The organism is Fluviibacterium sp. S390 (genome assembly GCF_049800695.1).
GTDB lineage: Bacteria > Pseudomonadota > Alphaproteobacteria > Rhodobacterales > Rhodobacteraceae > Meridianimarinicoccus.
In genome coordinates, this window is the sequence record NZ_JBNAFN010000023.1 from 36,455 (window position 1) to 52,358 (window position 15,904).

Genomic DNA, 15,904 nt, shown 5'->3' on the forward strand with positions numbered 1-15,904 from the left:
GGGACGGCGGTGTTTTCGTTGCCGGATCAGGCCCGCGCGGCGGTGGCGTTTCGGGCGTGGGCCCGGCACGTCGCCACCACATCAGGGGTCAAGGGTCAGCGGGCAAGCCAGCCGCCATCCACGTTCAGCACCGCGCCGTGGATATAGCGCGCGGCGGGCGAGGACAGGAACACCGCCGCCTCGCCGATGTCGGAGGGTTCGCCCCAGCGCCCGGCCGGGATCCGTTCCAGGATCTGGCGGGAGCGTTCGGGATCGTTGCGCAGGGCTTCGGTGTTGTTGGTCTCGATATAGCCCGGCGCAATGGCATTCACGTTGATGCCTTTCGCGGCCCATTCATTGGCCAGCAGTTTGGTCAGCCCGGCCACCCCATGTTTCGACGCGGTGTAGGAAGGGACCCGGATGCCGCCCTGAAACGACAAAAGCGAAGCGATGTTGACGATCGCCCCCTTGCCCTGACGCGCCAGAACCGCCCTGGCGAAACTCTGGCAGGTGAAGAACACCGCCTTGAGGTTCACATCCATCACGTCGTCCCAGTCGGCCTCGCTGAAATCGGTGCTGTCGTCGCGCCGGATGATCCCGGCGTTGTTGACCAGTATGTCGATCTTGCGCCCCGCGAAGACGTCGCGCGCCGCCATCGGGTCGGCGAAATCCAGCAGCATCTCTTCGCCCGAGGAAATCTGCCCGACCGTCTCGGCGCAACTGCGGCGCCCCGCACAGATCACATGCGCCCCGGCCTGCCCCAGCGACACGGCAATGGCCTGCCCGATGCCGGTGTTGGCGCCAGTCACCAGCGCCGTGCGCCCTTCCAGCGAAAAGGGGGTCAACGCAGGTCCTCCATCGCCACCATGTCCATGTCGGTGAAATCGGCGTTGTCCCCGGCCATCGCCCAGCAAAAGGTGTAGGATCCGGTGCCAGCGCCCGAGTGGATCGACCACGGCGGCGAGATGACCGCTTCTTCGTTGGCCATGACCAGATGCCGGGTTTCCTCGGGGCGGCCCATGAAGTGGAACACGCGCGCATCGGCGTCCAGATCGAAATACAGATAAGCCTCCATCCGGCGATCATGAAGGTGGCAGGGCATGGTGTTCCAGACCGATCCCGGCAGGAACTGGGTATAGCCCATGGTCAGCTGGCAGGTTTCCTGAACGTCCGGATGCAGAAACTGGATGATGACCCGCTCGTTCGCGGTGTCCTTGCTGCCCAGTTCCAGGCGCTTGGCCTCGGACGGTTTGATCAGCCGCGTCGGGCAGACCCGATGCGCCGGGGTCGAGACCAGGTAGAAACGGCCCTCACCGGCGAATTCGACCGCGCCCGAGCCCATGCCGAGGTACAGAACATCGCCGGCCTCCATCGCATGGGTCTGGCCCGCCGCCGACACGGTGCCCGCGCTGCCGATGTTCAGAACCCCAAGCTCGCGCCGTTCCAGAAGGCTTTCGGTGCCGGTGTTTTCGACCTTGTCCAGGGTCAGCGGCGCGCCGTCGGGCACGACCGAACCAAGGATCATCCGGTCATAATGGCTGTAGACCAACTTGATCTGTCCCGGCTGAAACAACCCGCCGACATGGAAATGATCGCGCAGGGCCTGGGTATCCAGGGTCTTGCCGGTGGCAGGGTCGATGGCGTGGCGGATGGCAACAGGTGTCATGGTGGACCTCACAGAAAATCGTCGCGGCGGGGGGTGAAACAGTCGATCAACTCGCCGCTGTCCAGACAGCGGCAGCCATGTTCGGCGCCCGAGGGGATGACAAGGCTGTCCCCCGCGCCCACGTCGATGGTCTTGCCATCAACCTGAAACGAGAACCGGCCGGATTTGACATAGGTTGCCTGCACATGTGGATGGCTGTGCAGCGCCCCTACGCGCCCGGCCTCGAACGTGACAGACACGACCATCATGTCAGGCGCGTCGGCCAGAACCTGACGCATCACGCCCTCGTCGGCTTGCACTACGGGAAATACGGTTGTCATGGGGGAAACCTCGATTGGCGGTATGAGACGGGGGGCGGGTCAGCATCACGGCTGTGCATGTGGCGCACGCCTTGGACAAGGATGCGGATCGGGGAAACTGGCAGGTTGGGGGCATGCGGCACCCGCACTAAAACCAATGGTCCGGCGCTGCAAATCCGGCAAGCCTCGGTCACGATCCCGAACAGCCATGCATGTCCCCCATATTCGGGCTCTGGTTCCCGCTTGAAGAAGAGCGATCCGACCCGACGGTATGGACTAATATTCTAGTATGCTGTAGTTGTCAATCGGAAGGGAGGGCACCCATGGCCAACAGCGATCCCGGCGCATTGCCGATCGAACCGCGCCGCCCGTCGGTGGCGGATCAGATCTTTGACGACATGCAGCGGAGAATCCTGACCCTGGATCTGCCGCCAAACACCAAGGTGTCCGAGATCGAGATCGCCCGACAAGCCAATGTGTCACGCCAACCCGTAAGGGATGCCTTCTATCGCCTGTCCGAGCAAGGATTTCTGAACATCCGGCCGCAACGGGCCACGCTTGTCACCCAGATCTCGGCCCGCGCCATCCGCGAATCGCGCTTCGTGCGCACCGCGCTGGAACTGGAAACTTCGCGCATCGCCTGTGAAACCTTCGGGCACGAGGATATCGCCGCGCTGGACTGGATCATCGAACAGCAGGAAGAGGCGACCGTGCAGGATGACCCGGATCGATTCCATGAACTGGACGACGCCCTGCATGCCGCCATCTGCAATCGGGGCGGTCAGGGCTTTGCGTGGAAACTGATCCAGTTGCAAAAGGCTCACACCGACCGCGTCCGCTACCTCTCGCTGGCCTTCGCAGCCAAGGAAGCCATCGACGACCACAAGGCCATCGTTGACGGCATCCGCCATCACGACATTGACGCGTGCCACGCCGCCGTGCGACGCCATCTTGGCCGCATCCAGGGCCAGATCGCGCAAATCCGCGCCCAACACAGTGCCTATTTCGAACCTGAGGACACCCCATGACCCAACGATTTGTCAGCCTTGGCGAATGCATGGTCGAACTTGCCCCGGCCGGCGAGGGCAACAAGTTGCTGCAAGGATTTGCCGGCGACACGCTCAACACCGCCTGGTACATGCGCAAGCTTCTGCGCCCCGACTGGCAGGTCGACTATGTCACCTGCGTCGGCAGCGATGCGATTTCGGGCAAGATGCTGGAGTTCTTCCAGAATGCCGGGCTGAACACCGATCACGTGAAAAGCCGCAAGGACAGCACCGTTGGCCTGTATCTGATCACCCTGGACAACGGCGAACGCAGCTTCTCCTACTGGCGCAGCGACAGCGCCGCCAAACGGCTGTGCCAGGATCCGGGACTGGTGCCGGGGGCTTTGCAGGATGCCGCCGTCGCCTATTTCTCGGGGATCACCCTGGGGATCCTGTCCGCGGCCGATCGCGCAATTCTGCTGGATCACCTGCGCACCGCCCGCGCCGCCGGGGTCGAGATCGTCTTCGACCCCAACCTGCGCCCGGCGCTGTGGGACAGTCCGCAGACCATGTGTACCGCCACCATGCAGGCGGCCGAGGTGGCCGACGTGGTCCTGCCCTCCTACGACGACGAAGCGTCATTTTTTGGGGATGCCGACCTGAAGGCCACCGCCGAACGCTACGCAAAATGCGGGTCGGGGCTGGTGGTGGTCAAGAACGGCGGCGCGGAAATGCTGACGCTGGACCGGGGGGCGTTTGCTGCGCATGTCTCCACCGCCCCTGAGGCTATCGTCGACACAACCGCCGCCGGTGACAGCTTCAACGCGGGCTTCCTGGCCACCCGCGCCCAGGGCGGCGCCCTGGCCGAGGCTATGCGCGGCGGCGCTGACCTCGCCGCAAAGGTCATCGCCCATCGCGGGGCGCTGGTGCAGGGGATCGCGCTTTAGCCAACTCGCGCCGGTCGCTGCAGCGCATTCCCTTTGTCAACGGTCTTGCGCCCCGCCAGCGCGCAGGGGCGCACCCCGGTTGATCCGACCGAGGTGCGCTGCAGGACCTTCCCTGACCCCCGTAACTGTCGGCTCGATGGCGGCAACATGATGCGGGTCTACGCGCAGGTCTGGGAAGGCAAGCCGCCCAAGCAGTTCTTGCAGGAATATCCTGAACGGCTGCCCCTGCGAGTAGAACTGCACAACGCGTTCTTCTCCCGGTAGATCCTCGTTCCCGAACACCCCGACGCGCAGGCCGGTTCAGCAATCACCACAAAGACACGATGCCTCGCCCCTCGCCTGCTTGCCACCGCCGCGTCGGCGGGTGCCCAAGAGCGCGGCTTGTCCGGTCCGCCCTTCGTCGCATCCGAGCTGACGCCGGGCGGCCGTTTGCCAGACCCGTAGCCGGGGTGATTTCCGCCGCAACTCCCTGTTGGGCTACTGCGCCTCAACCGGCCCGATCAGCGGGGTTTTCACCGGTTTGGCGACCCCGAAGAAGACCACGATGGTATGGGCCGAGAACCGGGTGGATTGCGCCTCGGGCGGGTCTTGGCTGAAGCCCGCGTCGGTGTCACTCCAGCCGTTGCCGACCCAGGCATTGCCGGCGGGGTCGATGGCGATCGGGGCCACCGTTTCCAGCCCGCCGATGAACCCAGCAGCAGGGGTGATCGCATCGCCGGTTGTCAGCCCCTCTGGGCAAGTCTCGGTACGGACACCACAAAGTTGGGTGACCGAATGGCTGGTCGAACTTGCCACCCAAATGTTGTCGTTGCCGTCGATGGCAACGCCCCAGGGGCCGGTGATCGCGCCATTCGCGTTGAAGGGTCCGTGTACCGTGCCGTCGGGGGTGATCATCGAGATATCGCCGCCGGGATACTTGCTGATGATGTCCCACAGGTCGATCCACATGTGGGCAGCGATGTCATCCGCCGACATCGTCCCTTTCCGCGCTTCCAGCTTGGCCTTGATCGTCTGCTGAACCAGATCCAGCTTTTCATGCGTGCCCGGATGCCCGACGAGGTTGCCGACCCAGGCGTTGCCCTGGCTGTCGATGGCAATGGCATGGGGGCTGAAGCCGACCTTGATTTCCTCGGCCTTGCCGGGATCGCTGGCCGGAAAGCGGGTCACCGTGTCCCCGCCACTGTTGGTGATCCAGATCCGATCCTGCTGGTCGATGGCGATGCCGAAGGGCGATTTGACCTTCAGCGTGCCATCCACGGGCTTTCCGTCAACGGTCTGGCCAAGGATGCGGCCCTTGGAGGGATCGCCGCCAGGGATATGGACGATCTGGCTGTTGCCATTGTCGACGGTCCAGACATCGCCATTGGGCGCAACCAGAATGCCCTGCATCTGCCCCAGCTTGCCATCGAAGTCATAGCCGCCCTCCGGCGACAGCGGCTTGCCGGTCTTGCGATCCAGCACCGAGATCGTGCTGCCGATCAGGTTGGTCAACCAGACCTTGTCATCGGCGGAAAAGGCCACGCCCCAGCCGGGACTGTCCAACCCGCCGCCGCGAAAGCCGGTGATCGCCGGGGACAAGGGTTTGCCGTTCGGGGCGAACTTGCCGCTGCCGGCGCCGAACTGGTGGAAGATCGTGGTCTGCGAGCCGACCAGCCAGTTGTTGTTGGTCCAGAAGTTGCCCTCGACATCAATGGCGGCCCCGCCCACGGCAAAAAAGCCGCCGCCGGAATAGACCAGCGACAGGGTCCAGGAACTGGGCGGATAGAAGAGGTAGGGGATCAGCGCCACGTCGCGATACCGCTTGCCCTCGGGGACCGGATAGAACTTGTCCAGAAGTCCAAAGAGCTTGGCGGCGTTATGCGCCGGGTGGCGGGCGATGTTCTGCGCCGCCTGCAGCGTGTCGGTTGGGGCGGCCCCGCCCGGCGGGGTGGCGGCCTCGAACAGCCTGGTGCAGGCGTCGGGGATCTGCGTGACGCAGGCCGACAGCAGCAGGCCCAGCGTGTTGAACTTGGCCAGCGTGGTGGTTTGCGGCGCGTTCAGCGGGTCCACGATCACCGGCCCAAGACCGCCGGATTCCAGATCCACGAGGTTCGGCACATTGCCGGCGGCAATCCCCAGGCCGGTCGCGTTGCCCTGCAAGGCGCTGCCGTCCAGAAACTGCGCCGCTGTCCACACCGAGGCCACGGTGGTCAACGCGTTGATCGTCACCCGCGCGGGCGGCTTTGCCCCAAGGGTGGCCATCAGGGCCGTGGCCTTGTTTGGCCCCGTCCCGGCAGCGTCCTGCGCGGCACCGCCTCTGGCGATCACGTAGACCACGCCGGTGTCGTCCCGCCCCTCGGCAAGGGTCAGCGCATAGGTGCCATCCTCTGCCGTGGTAGCCGTGGCCAGCCTCTGCGGGGTGTCGGGACTGGCCAGCCAGGCGGTCACTTCGGCCCCGGAAATCGGCAAGCCGCCGACTTGGACCTGCCCGTCAATACGCTCCTGCGCAGAGGCTGACAGGGCTGTCAGAGACACCGATGCGGCGAGGGTAAAACGTTGAAAGCGTCGCATCACGATGGTCTTCCTTTTTCTGCGATCTGAAACGGGCGTGATCCCGTGCAAGGGCGATAAGCAAACCGGCAAAAAGACGAACGGGGCTCATTGCGCTGTGCCTGTAGGAAAGCGACGACTGGTCAGGTGAACACCGCAGGGTGGTGGGCCCGCCAGCAAGCTGCACCTCGCGGGCAGGTTGTTTGTCTGGCGGGTCACCCGATCATTCCACGGGCGTGATGTCGGTCGGTTGCCAGCTCTTGTCGAAGAAGGCCGGCATCGGGCTGTAAAGCCGCAACAGGGTGACCCAGCCCTTCTTGGGATCGGTCTGGATCCAGTTGCCGCGGGCAACGCCCTCGGGCTGCTCAGGCGCGAACCAGATGGTGGTGGCGCCATCTTCGGCCACCTCTGCCGCGGGCGAAGGATAGCTCTGCGACCCCGCGCGCGGATACTTTTGCGGCGTCTTCAGCATCGACCGGGTCTGGTTGTCATAAAGGGTGAAGGACCAGAACGCCTCGGCCGGGATGCCCTTGGGAAGGGTCACCTTGTAGGTTCTGGCCCCGTCGAACCAGTTGCCGCCCGCATCCTTCGTGGCGAACAGATATTGCGAGCCGACGCCGGTCAGACGCATCGCCATTGCCGGGGTGATCCCGGTGGCGTTGTAGAAGAACGACGTGCGCGCATCGTTGTGCTTGTAGCCCGTCGGCGGATAAGGCTTGGCGCCGTCCTTGGTGATTTCGGGCAGCGGGGCCTCGAAGTTGTAGCCGCCCTGGAACAGGGGGTTCCACCACTGCAAGCCCTCGTACCAGAACCAGTCCGGATCGCGCGGTGCGAAACCCAGCGTCCGGCCGGTGGCATTGCCCAGTTTCACGGCCTCTTCAAGAATGCCTTTCATCCGGTCGTCGGGGGCAAATGCCTGTCCCTTCCGGATCCCGATGGCCGCGACCGGCCCCATCAGTTCGGGATCGATCACCGTCGCGGGGTTGTCCTGCACCAGCCGGTTCAGCATCTCGAAATAGCTGTAGTCGCTGGGCGGGATGGTGTTGATCGCAAGCCCCGTGCCCTCGTGGAAGACCGTCGCCTTGGGCTCGGCATTGCGGCCCAGTTCGACCCCGCCCTCAAGGAAACGGGCGATGGACATGCCGACGCCACCGGGCGCGTAGGGATAGATCTTCAGACTGTCCTTGACGACCTTGACCGTCGGCGCCGGATCATCCTTTGTCAGGAACGACCGGCCCAGCACCAGCACGCGGTTGGTCTGGGAACGGCTAAGGTAGAAGCCGTCTTCCGGCAGGTAACCGTCGTAATCCGGCCCTACCAGAAGGTATTTGCCACCCTCGCCGCGATCCGGTCCCGGACGGCCAAAGTCGGTGACCCAGCGAAACCACATGTCATCGATGGTGCCAAGCGCATCGGGCGGTGTCTCGATCACCATCGGCCCGTCGGCCAGGTTGACGAAACCAAGATAGTACACTGTGTCGGCATTGGCGGTCAGAAACAGCGATTCCGAATCCATCAGTTCCGAGAACAGCAGCATCTCGTTGTCCTTGATGCCCGCCGCCTGGAACCCTTCCAGCGCCGCCTGCACGCTGACCCCCTTGAAGGTGTCGGTGAAGGCCCGGAAGGCATAGACCGTATCAAGATTGTCATAGACCGCCGAAACCGTATCGGCACTTGGCGCGCCATCCTTGAAGCTGAGCGGTCCGATGGTCGACTCGACACTGTCCGGGGTCGAGATGGAGGCCAGCGACTGTTCGGAGACCTGCGCGACCGCCGTCGTCGCGGCAAGGAGAGAGGCGGCAGCAAGCGGTGAAATCAGCTTCATTCGGGGTGATCCTTGGTGAGTGTTCATTCAATTGCGCAACGGTAGCGCCACAATCGCGCACCGTGCACGTGTTTTCCCTTCGACAGGCGCAAGGCCGATGGCGAGAAATTCCGGGAAATTGTTAACAGAGGCATCGCGATCCCCCTTACCATTTCCCGCCAAATTGTCGTTGCGGACACCAGCGCAACCGTGACCGGACCCTGTCGTCATGGTCGACACCGGCCCCAGCCGCCCCGCCCCTGAAACGCGCCGGAATACCAGCCACTATCCTGTCGCCTTTGACCCGCGTCGGCCTTATAGTTACCCGGCGTCAGAAAAGCGTTTTCCGTTTGTCCTGCCGTGCCACGCGGCAAGTTCCTGGAGACCCCCATGCGCAAAGTGCCGCTTGTCCGGGCCGCACATCTGAATGTCTACCTGGAGGTCCTTCGCGATCTGGGGGTGCCGGTCCACAAGGGCCTTGATCGCGCGCGGCTTCCGACAACCGTGGATGAGACCCCGAACTACTATCTCAGCGTGCCGCTTGTGCTGGATTTCGTGTCCGCCCACGGCGGCTACGGCGCCGCCATGGAACTTGGCTTTGCCGCCGCACAGTCGATGGGACTGGAAGGACTGCGACCGCAAACCCAATCGGCCATCCTTGCCGCGCCCAGCGGGCTGGCGCGGGTGCAGGCTGCGGCAACGCGCGCACAGCAGGAAAACGGCGCCCTGTTCGCCCGCATTTACGCGCATGGAGATGACCTGCGCGTGGTGTGCGATATTGCCGGCTTTGATGACAGCCCGGCGCTGGCCTATGCCGAGTGGTTGCAGGTGCAGGCCTTCGTGTCGATCGTGCGCAGTGTTGCCGGCCCGTTCTGGTGCCCTGCCGAGATGACCTTCATTTCGAAACGCGCCCCGCCCGCCGCCGCGTGCGAGGCCTTTCCGAACACCCGCATTCTGATGGGCCGCCCGCATACCACCATCCTGGTTCCACGGGAGCTGCTGGGCCGCCCCTGCCCCGTGGACCCCGCAACATTGGCCTTGGCGAAGACACCGCCGGCGCCGGGATATCTGGCAACGGCCGAGATGATCCGGGAAATCCTGAAGACCTATCTGCACGACCGGCCCCTTCGCATCGGCGACCTGGCAGAGATCCTGGGCACCAGCGAACGCTCCCTGCAACGCCACCTCGGCGCGCAAGGCCTGAAGTTCTCGCAACTGGTTGCCGAGGCCCGCTATCAGGTGGCCTGCGAGATGCTCGCGCAGCACGACGTGAGCATCACCGATGTCGCCTACTCGACGGGTTACGAGAACCCTTCGCATTTCTCACGTGCCTTCCGGCGGTTTTCGGGGGTGTCGCCCAGGCAATACCAGTGTTCCCTTCATCCGCATCCCGCGGAGCGCCGCAATATCGGCGCGTCGGCCAACGGGCGCTGACAGCCCGTCGTGCAGTAGGGGCGGGCCGCTGCCCTAGACCGGCGCCGCACCGTTGCGGACCACGTAGATGAACGCGGGTGGCAAGTTTCGAAGTTCAAAACCAATCTCAGGTTCGGTGCCAAAAAGATCCCGAAGATCGTTCCGCGACACCAGGGAATACTGAAACTGAAGGAGTTTTCCGTTGGGCCCAAGATGTTCGCGGATTTGGGAAAACACGTTCAGCGACACCTGCCTTGGCAGCGACGCAAAGGGCAAGGTCGATACGATGTTGTCAAACCTCTTGCCCGGAAAATGGTCGGATATCCTTTCGGCGGATGCCTCGACATAGGTCACCCTGGGATCGTCAACCATGAAGGCCCGGCATCTCTCGTCAATCTCGAAGACGGTAACGGTGCTGCGCGGCGTCATTCTCCTGACAATTCCTTCGGTGAAGACCCCTGTACCGAACCCCAGTTGCAGCAGCTCCATGTCCTGGGAAAAGTCCAGCCTTTCCAGCATCCTGCGCACCAGGAATCTAGAACTCGGGGCGATGGTCCCGCGTCGTCTGAACCAGTCGAAGCGGTTTGCAACATGAGTCAACACGGGGTGCCTCCTTGTGCTTGTGGCCTGCCCCCAGGCATCCCTCGTTCAAACGAAAACATGCATATGGAATTCTGGTAGTCCGGCGTGCCGTCCCGTGCAAGCGTTCGATCCGGCACTGTGCTCCACTTGGGCGGTGGCGGCAGGAATTGGCCATTTCCGAACATCAGGAAAAGTTGGGGATATGGGATCCGGGCCAGGGTGACGGGTGGTGACAGGTCCAAATGGCTTGGCCGCTGGTTCGGGCCTTGTTGCACAAATCGGCCGATGTCCGAACTTCACTTTCCCCCGGCCCGGCGCATCCCACGGCATCTGCGACGGATATGCGCGGGGCGGTCTAACGGTTGAGTAGGGGAACACGAGCGATCTTCTGTCCGGATCACGCTTGGCAAGGCACGTCGATGCCCCCTTCCCGAAAGCCCGTCTGTGTCCAACACCGGAACCAACGACGGGGTTCCGCCAAGACCTGCTTATAGAAGCATTGATACTATAAATGCTGAAAATGTCCCCCCCTGTGCGAATAAGTGGCGGAATCGTTAACTCCGCCTCGTTGGCGGGACATTGGGAGGACAGCATGGCTTCGATGGATACTGGGCAAGTGACGCATGGCGGCACGATGGATGCAGAGGGCAACACCCTCAACCCAGCGGGCGCTGATGAAAAGACATGGGGATCGTTTGCGATCTTCAACATCTGGGCCAACGATGTTCAGTCTCTGTTTGGGTATTCGCTTGTTGCGTCGCTGTTCATTTCGTTCGGTGTCGGTGGCTAGCCCGCCTTTGCCGCGCTGATCACAGCTGGCCTGTTCGTCATGTGGATGGTCAACCTGTCCGGTGCGCCGGGTGAAAAATACGGCATCCCCTACCCGGTTGTCGCCCGCGCAAGCCTTGGCACGCAGGGCGCGAAGCTGCCCGCCATTCTACGCGCCATCGTTGCCGTGTTCTGGTACGGCGTGCAGGTCTATTTTGCGTCAACAGCCGTTGCCCTGCTGATCTATTCCGTCACCGGCGTGACCGGCGGAACGGAGTACTTTGGCTTGACGGTCGTTGACTGGATTTCGTTCCTGATTGTCTGGTTCTTCCACATCGTCATCTTCTGGCGCGGCATGAACTGGGTCGAGACCTTCCTGAACATTGCGGGGCCGTTCGTGTACCTTGTGATGATCGGCCTGGTTATCGTGCTGTGGCAGCGCTCTGACGGTCAGCTGCTTGAGGCAACGGCCACGATCTTTGCCAATCCCGAAGGCACCTTCTGGACCGAAGCCAAGGGCTTTATCGCGATTGTCGGTACCATGGTGGCCTATTTCGCGGCCGTCATGATCAACTTCAGCGACTTCTCGCGCTATGCCAAAGACAAGAAAACAATGGTCGTTGGCAACCTGCTGGGCCTTCCCTTCAACATGATCCTGTTCTCGGCGCTTGCGCTGTTGACCACCGGCGGCGCGGCCGTCGTGTTCGGGGAAGAGATCATCAACCCCACCGAAATCGTCGAGCGGACCGACAGCGTTCTGCTGGGCATCATCGCCGCGATCACCTTCTTCGCGGCAACGGTCGGCATCAACCTCGTTGCGAACTTCATCCCGGCGGTCAACGGCATTGCCAACCTGTCGCCCGAGAAGATCAGCTTCCGCAAGGCCGGCCTGATCACGTCGGTGTTCGCCCTGGTGATCGGTGGCATGTGGGTCAGCTTCATCAGCCAGGTCGGCATCGGTGGCTTTGTGAACACGCTTGGCGCGGTGCTTGCCCCCATCTTCGGCATCATGATCGTGGACTACTACGGTCACCGCAATCAGCAGTTGAGCGAAGCCGACCTCTACAACATGAACGGTGGCATCTATCACTACAACAACGGCTGGAATTCGGCCGCGGTGAAAGCCTTCGCGGCCGCAGCGATCTTCTCGGTCGCGACGGTCTGGGTGCCCTGGTTCTCCGTCCTGTCCGGTTTCAACTGGGTGATCGGCGCGGTTCTTGGTGGCGTCATCTACAACGCGATTGCGAAAAAACCTGCCTGACGACGGGCGCAGGACCTAGCAAGAAAATGGCCGATGGGGAGGCATCCCCATCGGCCTTTTCAATGAAAACGGAACGTCTTCCCAAGCCGGCCGGCAGACCGCTCGGCCTTGCTACCAGCCGCCGAACCGCGACCACGTGGCCAGCGGCGCGCCATCCTTGGCGGGAATGACGTGGTACTGACCATGTTGCGCCGCCGTGGCGCAGGCGTGATTGGGCAAGATACGCAGTTTCGTACCCAGCGGCAGATCCGGGGCCGTGCCGTCGAACCCAGGGCGCGGCGCGATCACCCCATGCTCCTGATTTGCCTGAATGACGATCAATCCCGGAATGACACGGCCCGCGTCATCACAGACAATCCCATAGCCCTGATCCACCTGTTGGCTTGCTGTACCACGATCCCGCGACATCGCCATCCAACCTGCATCGCAGATCGTCCAGCCGCGCTTTGCCTGGTGCCCTATGACCGTGGTCAGCACGCTCAACGCGATGTCATCCACGTCGCAAACGTCAATCCCCGCCATGACCAGATCAAAGAACACATAGACGCCGGCGCGCAGCTCCGTGACGCCGGTCAGATCATGGGCCGCATGGGCCGTGGGGGTGGAACCGACGCTGACCACCTGACAGGGCAGCCCCACCGCGCGCAGCCTGTCGGATGCATCGACCACCGCGCGCCGTTCCTGTTCGGCAAAGACGGCCTGTGCGCCGCGCCCAACAGCGCCATAGCTTTCGCCGGCGTGGCACAATACGCCACACAACGCTGCACCCCCTGCATCCAGGACGCGCCCGACGTCGATCAATGCCGGATCGTCCGCCGTCAACCCGCTGCGATGACCATCGCTGTCGATTTCTTTCATGGCCGGGATCGCGACCCCGGAGTCCCTGGAAGCCGCCGCAACGGCTTCGGCCTGGGCGACGCTATCCAACAGGACGATCAATCGACACCCCGCACGGTGCAGGGCAACGACGCGCTCCAACTTGTCCGGGCTGATGCCCACCGCATACAGGATGTCTGTGATCCCTGCGTCGGCAAAGACCTCCGCTTCCGCCAGCGTCGACACCGTCGCGGGACCATTGCCGTCCGCCAGAACATAGCGTGCGGCCGCGACGCTCTTTGTGGTTTTCAGATGCGGCCGCAAAGCGACACCAAGAGACGCCGCATGTTGCGAAAGGCGATCAATGTTGCGCTTCATGCGGGCTTCGTCGACCAGCAGGCAAGGGGTGGGCAAAGCAGACAGGCGGGCGTCGGGCATGGGGCACTCCGGCATGGTGGGTTCGAGAGATCATATCGGCAAATCAAGCCGGAACCACACAAGAGTTTCTTTCTGTAACGCTTGCCAATAGACTTTCGAAAACCTGCTGAAAGAGAAGAAGAACATGGCTCCCCTACCCGGCTTTATCGATATCCACGCGGATGTATTGAACGCCCTGGACAACGGCAAACCCGTCGTCGCCCTTGAAAGCACCATCATCACACATGGCATGCCATTTCCCGACAATGTCGACATGGCAAAGAACGTCGAAAGCATCATACGCGACCGCGGCGCGGTTCCCGCCACCATTGCCGTGCTTGATGGTCGCCTGAAGATTGGCCTGAGTGAGGATGAATTGCAGCGTCTGGCCAGAACCGAAGACGCGCTGAAAATCTCGCGCGCAGACATGGCCTTCGCGATCTCTCAGGGGAAAACAGCCGGAACAACCGTTGCCGCCACAATGATCGTGGCACGGATGGCTGGCATTCGGGTGTTTGCGACGGGCGGAATCGGCGGCGTTCACGCCGGCGCCGAAACCAGTTTCGATATCTCGGCAGATTTGACCGAACTTGGCAGAACGGATGTGATTGTCGTGGCAGCGGGCGCCAAGGCCATTCTTGATGTTCCCAAGACACTGGAAGTGCTTGAGACGCAGGGCGTCTCGGTCGTCGGCTACAAGACGGATACCCTTCCGGCCTTCTGGACAAGCGGCTCTGACCTGGCGGTTCCGCTCAGGTTGGACAATGTCGCTGATATTTCCGCATTTCAGAAGGTTCGCGACGAGCTTGGCCTTGGGGCGGGGCTTCTGGTCGCAAACCCAATTCCGACGGCAGATGAAATCCCGGTCGATATCATCAATGGATACATCCGCACGGCGCAATCAGAGATGGAAGCGCGGGGTATCTCGGGCAAGCAGGTGACGCCGTTCCTGCTGCAACGGATCTTCGAGCTTTCGGATGGGCAAAGTCTGAAGGCGAACATTGCCTTGGTCGAGAACAATGCCCGGCTGGCCGCTGACATCGCGGTCGCGTTCCACGCCTAGGATCCATCGTTGTCCCAGCCCAGCGTGCGGACAACGACCCAGGCATCTTCCGTAACGTGCCCTGTGCTGCGGGCAGCAATCGCGTGAAGCCCGCTGGCCGCCGCGCAGAAGCGCCTAGGCCAAGGATCGTCGAAGCGCCAAGGTTGCCTCGATCAAGGCCAGAACCGCAATGAAAACCAGCAGTGGCCATGTTCCGAATTCTACGATCATCCAGCCTGCAATCAGCGGGAACCCGAATATGCCAATGAAATAAGTGAGTGCGAAGAGTTGAAGGGTCTGTGCACCCAGGCTCTCGTCGGCATCGTTGGCGGCCATGGTGACAAGGATCGGATAGGATATTCCGTACCCAATCCCAAAAAGGACTGCCACGACCATGTACAATGGGAAACTTGTTCCGCTGAAAATAAAGATCACCACGCTGAAACACATCACGTACAAAAGAAGTGCAATCGTGCGATAGGGGTTATTGCCCCCCTTGAAGCGTGCCAGGATCAGACGGAAAATCACCACCGTAACGGTGTAGAGCAGAAAGAAGCTGGCGTAGTTCAGACCTCTTGCGTCGGCGAATACCGTTTGAAAATTGATCATTCCCGCAAAGACACTTGCGCCGAGACAGATCATCAAGATCGGCAGAAGAGAACGCGACGCCATCACGCCGGAGAGCGATGCCAATGTAATCCTGGACGGCGCCTCGGCACGGGGGCTGATCGCATGAGCCTTGATCGGAAGATCAAGAACCAGAAACAGGAAAGCGCTGATGACACAAAGGGCTGCGGTCACATAGAAGGCATGGCGGACGGAGTATCCCGCCCCCTCAAGAACAGAGGCCAGGACCGGAGAAAGGCCAAAGCCCGCCATGACGAATACTGAAAGCAGTGTGAAATAGCGCACCCGTGCGTCTGCGCTGACCAGCCTTGACAGAACAACCGGGCCCAAAGAATACGTAAGCCCCCATCCAAATCCCAGAAGCAGGCTGGCCGTGACCAGACCGACCCCTACCGTATCAAGGTAACCATAAAGAAAAAGGGACGCGGCAATCGCAATGCAAGCCCCGCTCAATGTGCGAAGCCGTCCGAAGTAATCCGATAAATGCCCCGAGAAGTAGACGGTCACGACCGTTGAGATCGTCGTCGCAAACAACATGCCGCCGACAATCTTTTCGTCGGCCCCGAAACTGTCAAACAGTCTGGGCAACATGAAGGTCAGCCCATAGGCTCCGGCTTGCAGGAAAATGGCGGTGAAGAATAGGAAGAAGAGAAATCCTCGTGACATGTTCACCGCCCTGAAGTGTGCTTTTCGCACAGCAAATCGAATGTAGACGTGCGGACCGGCAACGTACCGAATTTTCGAATCTGCGGAACTCGCCTGAACAAG

Annotated in this window: 12 protein-coding genes and 1 pseudogene; 5 read left to right on the plus strand and 8 right to left on the minus strand. The window is 62.0% G+C overall.

The window, feature by feature from the left end:
* Nucleotides 1-95 precede the first annotated feature (95 nt).
* The 3 genes from kduD to ACP15K_RS16410 are packed head-to-tail and all read right to left on the minus strand — an operon-like array spanning nucleotide 96 to nucleotide 1,965.
* Nucleotides 96-824, minus strand: coding sequence for a 2-dehydro-3-deoxy-D-gluconate 5-dehydrogenase KduD (gene kduD, locus ACP15K_RS16400; protein ID WP_193142910.1), 729 nt, complete (start codon nucleotides 822-824; stop codon nucleotides 96-98).
* A complete protein-coding gene (gene kduI / locus ACP15K_RS16405) occupies nucleotides 821-1,645 on the minus strand; it encodes a 5-dehydro-4-deoxy-D-glucuronate isomerase (protein WP_424991018.1) in 825 nt (274 codons plus the stop codon). The genes kduD and kduI overlap by 4 nt, the downstream gene beginning before the upstream one ends.
* A gap of 8 nt (nucleotides 1,646-1,653) precedes the next feature.
* Complete coding sequence (locus ACP15K_RS16410; protein ID WP_193142908.1) at nucleotides 1,654-1,965, minus strand: cupin domain-containing protein; 312 nt, start codon at nucleotides 1,963-1,965, stop codon at nucleotides 1,654-1,656.
* A 302-nt stretch (nucleotides 1,966-2,267) separates the two neighbouring features.
* On the opposite strand from ACP15K_RS16410, the gene ACP15K_RS16415 reads away from it, so the two are divergent.
* Together ACP15K_RS16415 and ACP15K_RS16420 are read left to right on the plus strand one after the other, a co-directional pair.
* Entirely contained in the window at nucleotides 2,268-2,972 is a 705-nt protein-coding gene (locus ACP15K_RS16415; protein WP_193142907.1) for a GntR family transcriptional regulator, read from the plus strand.
* Entirely contained in the window at nucleotides 2,969-3,877 is a 909-nt protein-coding gene (locus ACP15K_RS16420; RefSeq protein ID WP_424991019.1) for a sugar kinase, read from the plus strand. Before ACP15K_RS16415 ends, ACP15K_RS16420 begins: the two co-directional genes overlap by 4 nt.
* A 477-nt stretch (nucleotides 3,878-4,354) precedes the next feature.
* Here ACP15K_RS16420 and ACP15K_RS16425 read toward each other — a convergent pair whose 3' ends face one another.
* Nucleotides 4,355-6,427 (minus strand): hypothetical protein, encoded by a 2,073-nt coding sequence (locus tag ACP15K_RS16425; protein ID WP_424991020.1) that lies wholly within the window; start codon nucleotides 6,425-6,427, stop codon nucleotides 4,355-4,357.
* 202 nt (nucleotides 6,428-6,629) lie between these two features.
* Nucleotides 6,630-8,231 carry a DUF1254 domain-containing protein gene (locus ACP15K_RS16430; protein ID WP_193142904.1) on the minus strand — a complete coding sequence of 534 codons (1,602 nt, stop codon included), beginning with the start codon at nucleotides 8,229-8,231 and terminating at the stop codon, nucleotides 6,630-6,632.
* Between the two features lie 369 nt (nucleotides 8,232-8,600).
* Here ACP15K_RS16430 and ACP15K_RS16435 point away from each other — a divergent pair, with 369 nt between their 5' ends.
* Nucleotides 8,601-9,644: a helix-turn-helix transcriptional regulator gene (locus ACP15K_RS16435; protein WP_193142903.1), complete on the plus strand. Its 1,044-nt coding sequence runs from the start codon at nucleotides 8,601-8,603 to the stop codon at nucleotides 9,642-9,644.
* 33 nt (nucleotides 9,645-9,677) lie between these two features.
* On the opposite strand, the gene ACP15K_RS16440 is transcribed toward ACP15K_RS16435, so the two are convergent.
* Nucleotides 9,678-10,226 carry a class I SAM-dependent methyltransferase gene (locus tag ACP15K_RS16440; RefSeq protein ID WP_319022495.1) on the minus strand — a complete coding sequence of 183 codons (549 nt, stop codon included), beginning with the start codon at nucleotides 10,224-10,226 and terminating at the stop codon, nucleotides 9,678-9,680.
* A 613-nt stretch (nucleotides 10,227-10,839) separates the two neighbouring features.
* Between ACP15K_RS16440 and ACP15K_RS16445 the strand changes: the two are divergent.
* Nucleotides 10,840-12,234 (plus strand): annotated as a pseudogene (locus ACP15K_RS16445) (NCS1 family nucleobase:cation symporter-1).
* Nucleotides 12,235-12,345: 111 nt separating this feature from the next.
* On the opposite strand, the gene ACP15K_RS16450 reads toward ACP15K_RS16445, so the two are convergent.
* On the minus strand, nucleotides 12,346-13,488 hold the full coding sequence (locus ACP15K_RS16450; RefSeq protein WP_424991021.1) for an alanine racemase: 1,143 nt from the start codon (nucleotides 13,486-13,488) through the stop codon (nucleotides 12,346-12,348).
* A 124-nt stretch (nucleotides 13,489-13,612) separates the two neighbouring features.
* On the opposite strand from ACP15K_RS16450, the gene ACP15K_RS16455 reads away from it, so the two are divergent.
* The gene (locus tag ACP15K_RS16455) at nucleotides 13,613-14,530 is read left to right on the plus strand and encodes a pseudouridine-5'-phosphate glycosidase (protein ID WP_193142900.1); all 918 of its coding nucleotides are present in this window, start codon (nucleotides 13,613-13,615) and stop codon (nucleotides 14,528-14,530) included.
* A 114-nt stretch (nucleotides 14,531-14,644) separates the two neighbouring features.
* On the opposite strand, the gene ACP15K_RS16460 is transcribed toward ACP15K_RS16455, so the two are convergent.
* A complete protein-coding gene (locus tag ACP15K_RS16460) occupies nucleotides 14,645-15,802 on the minus strand; it encodes an MFS transporter (RefSeq protein WP_424991022.1) in 1,158 nt (385 codons plus the stop codon).
* Between the last annotated feature and the right edge of the window lie 102 nt (nucleotides 15,803-15,904).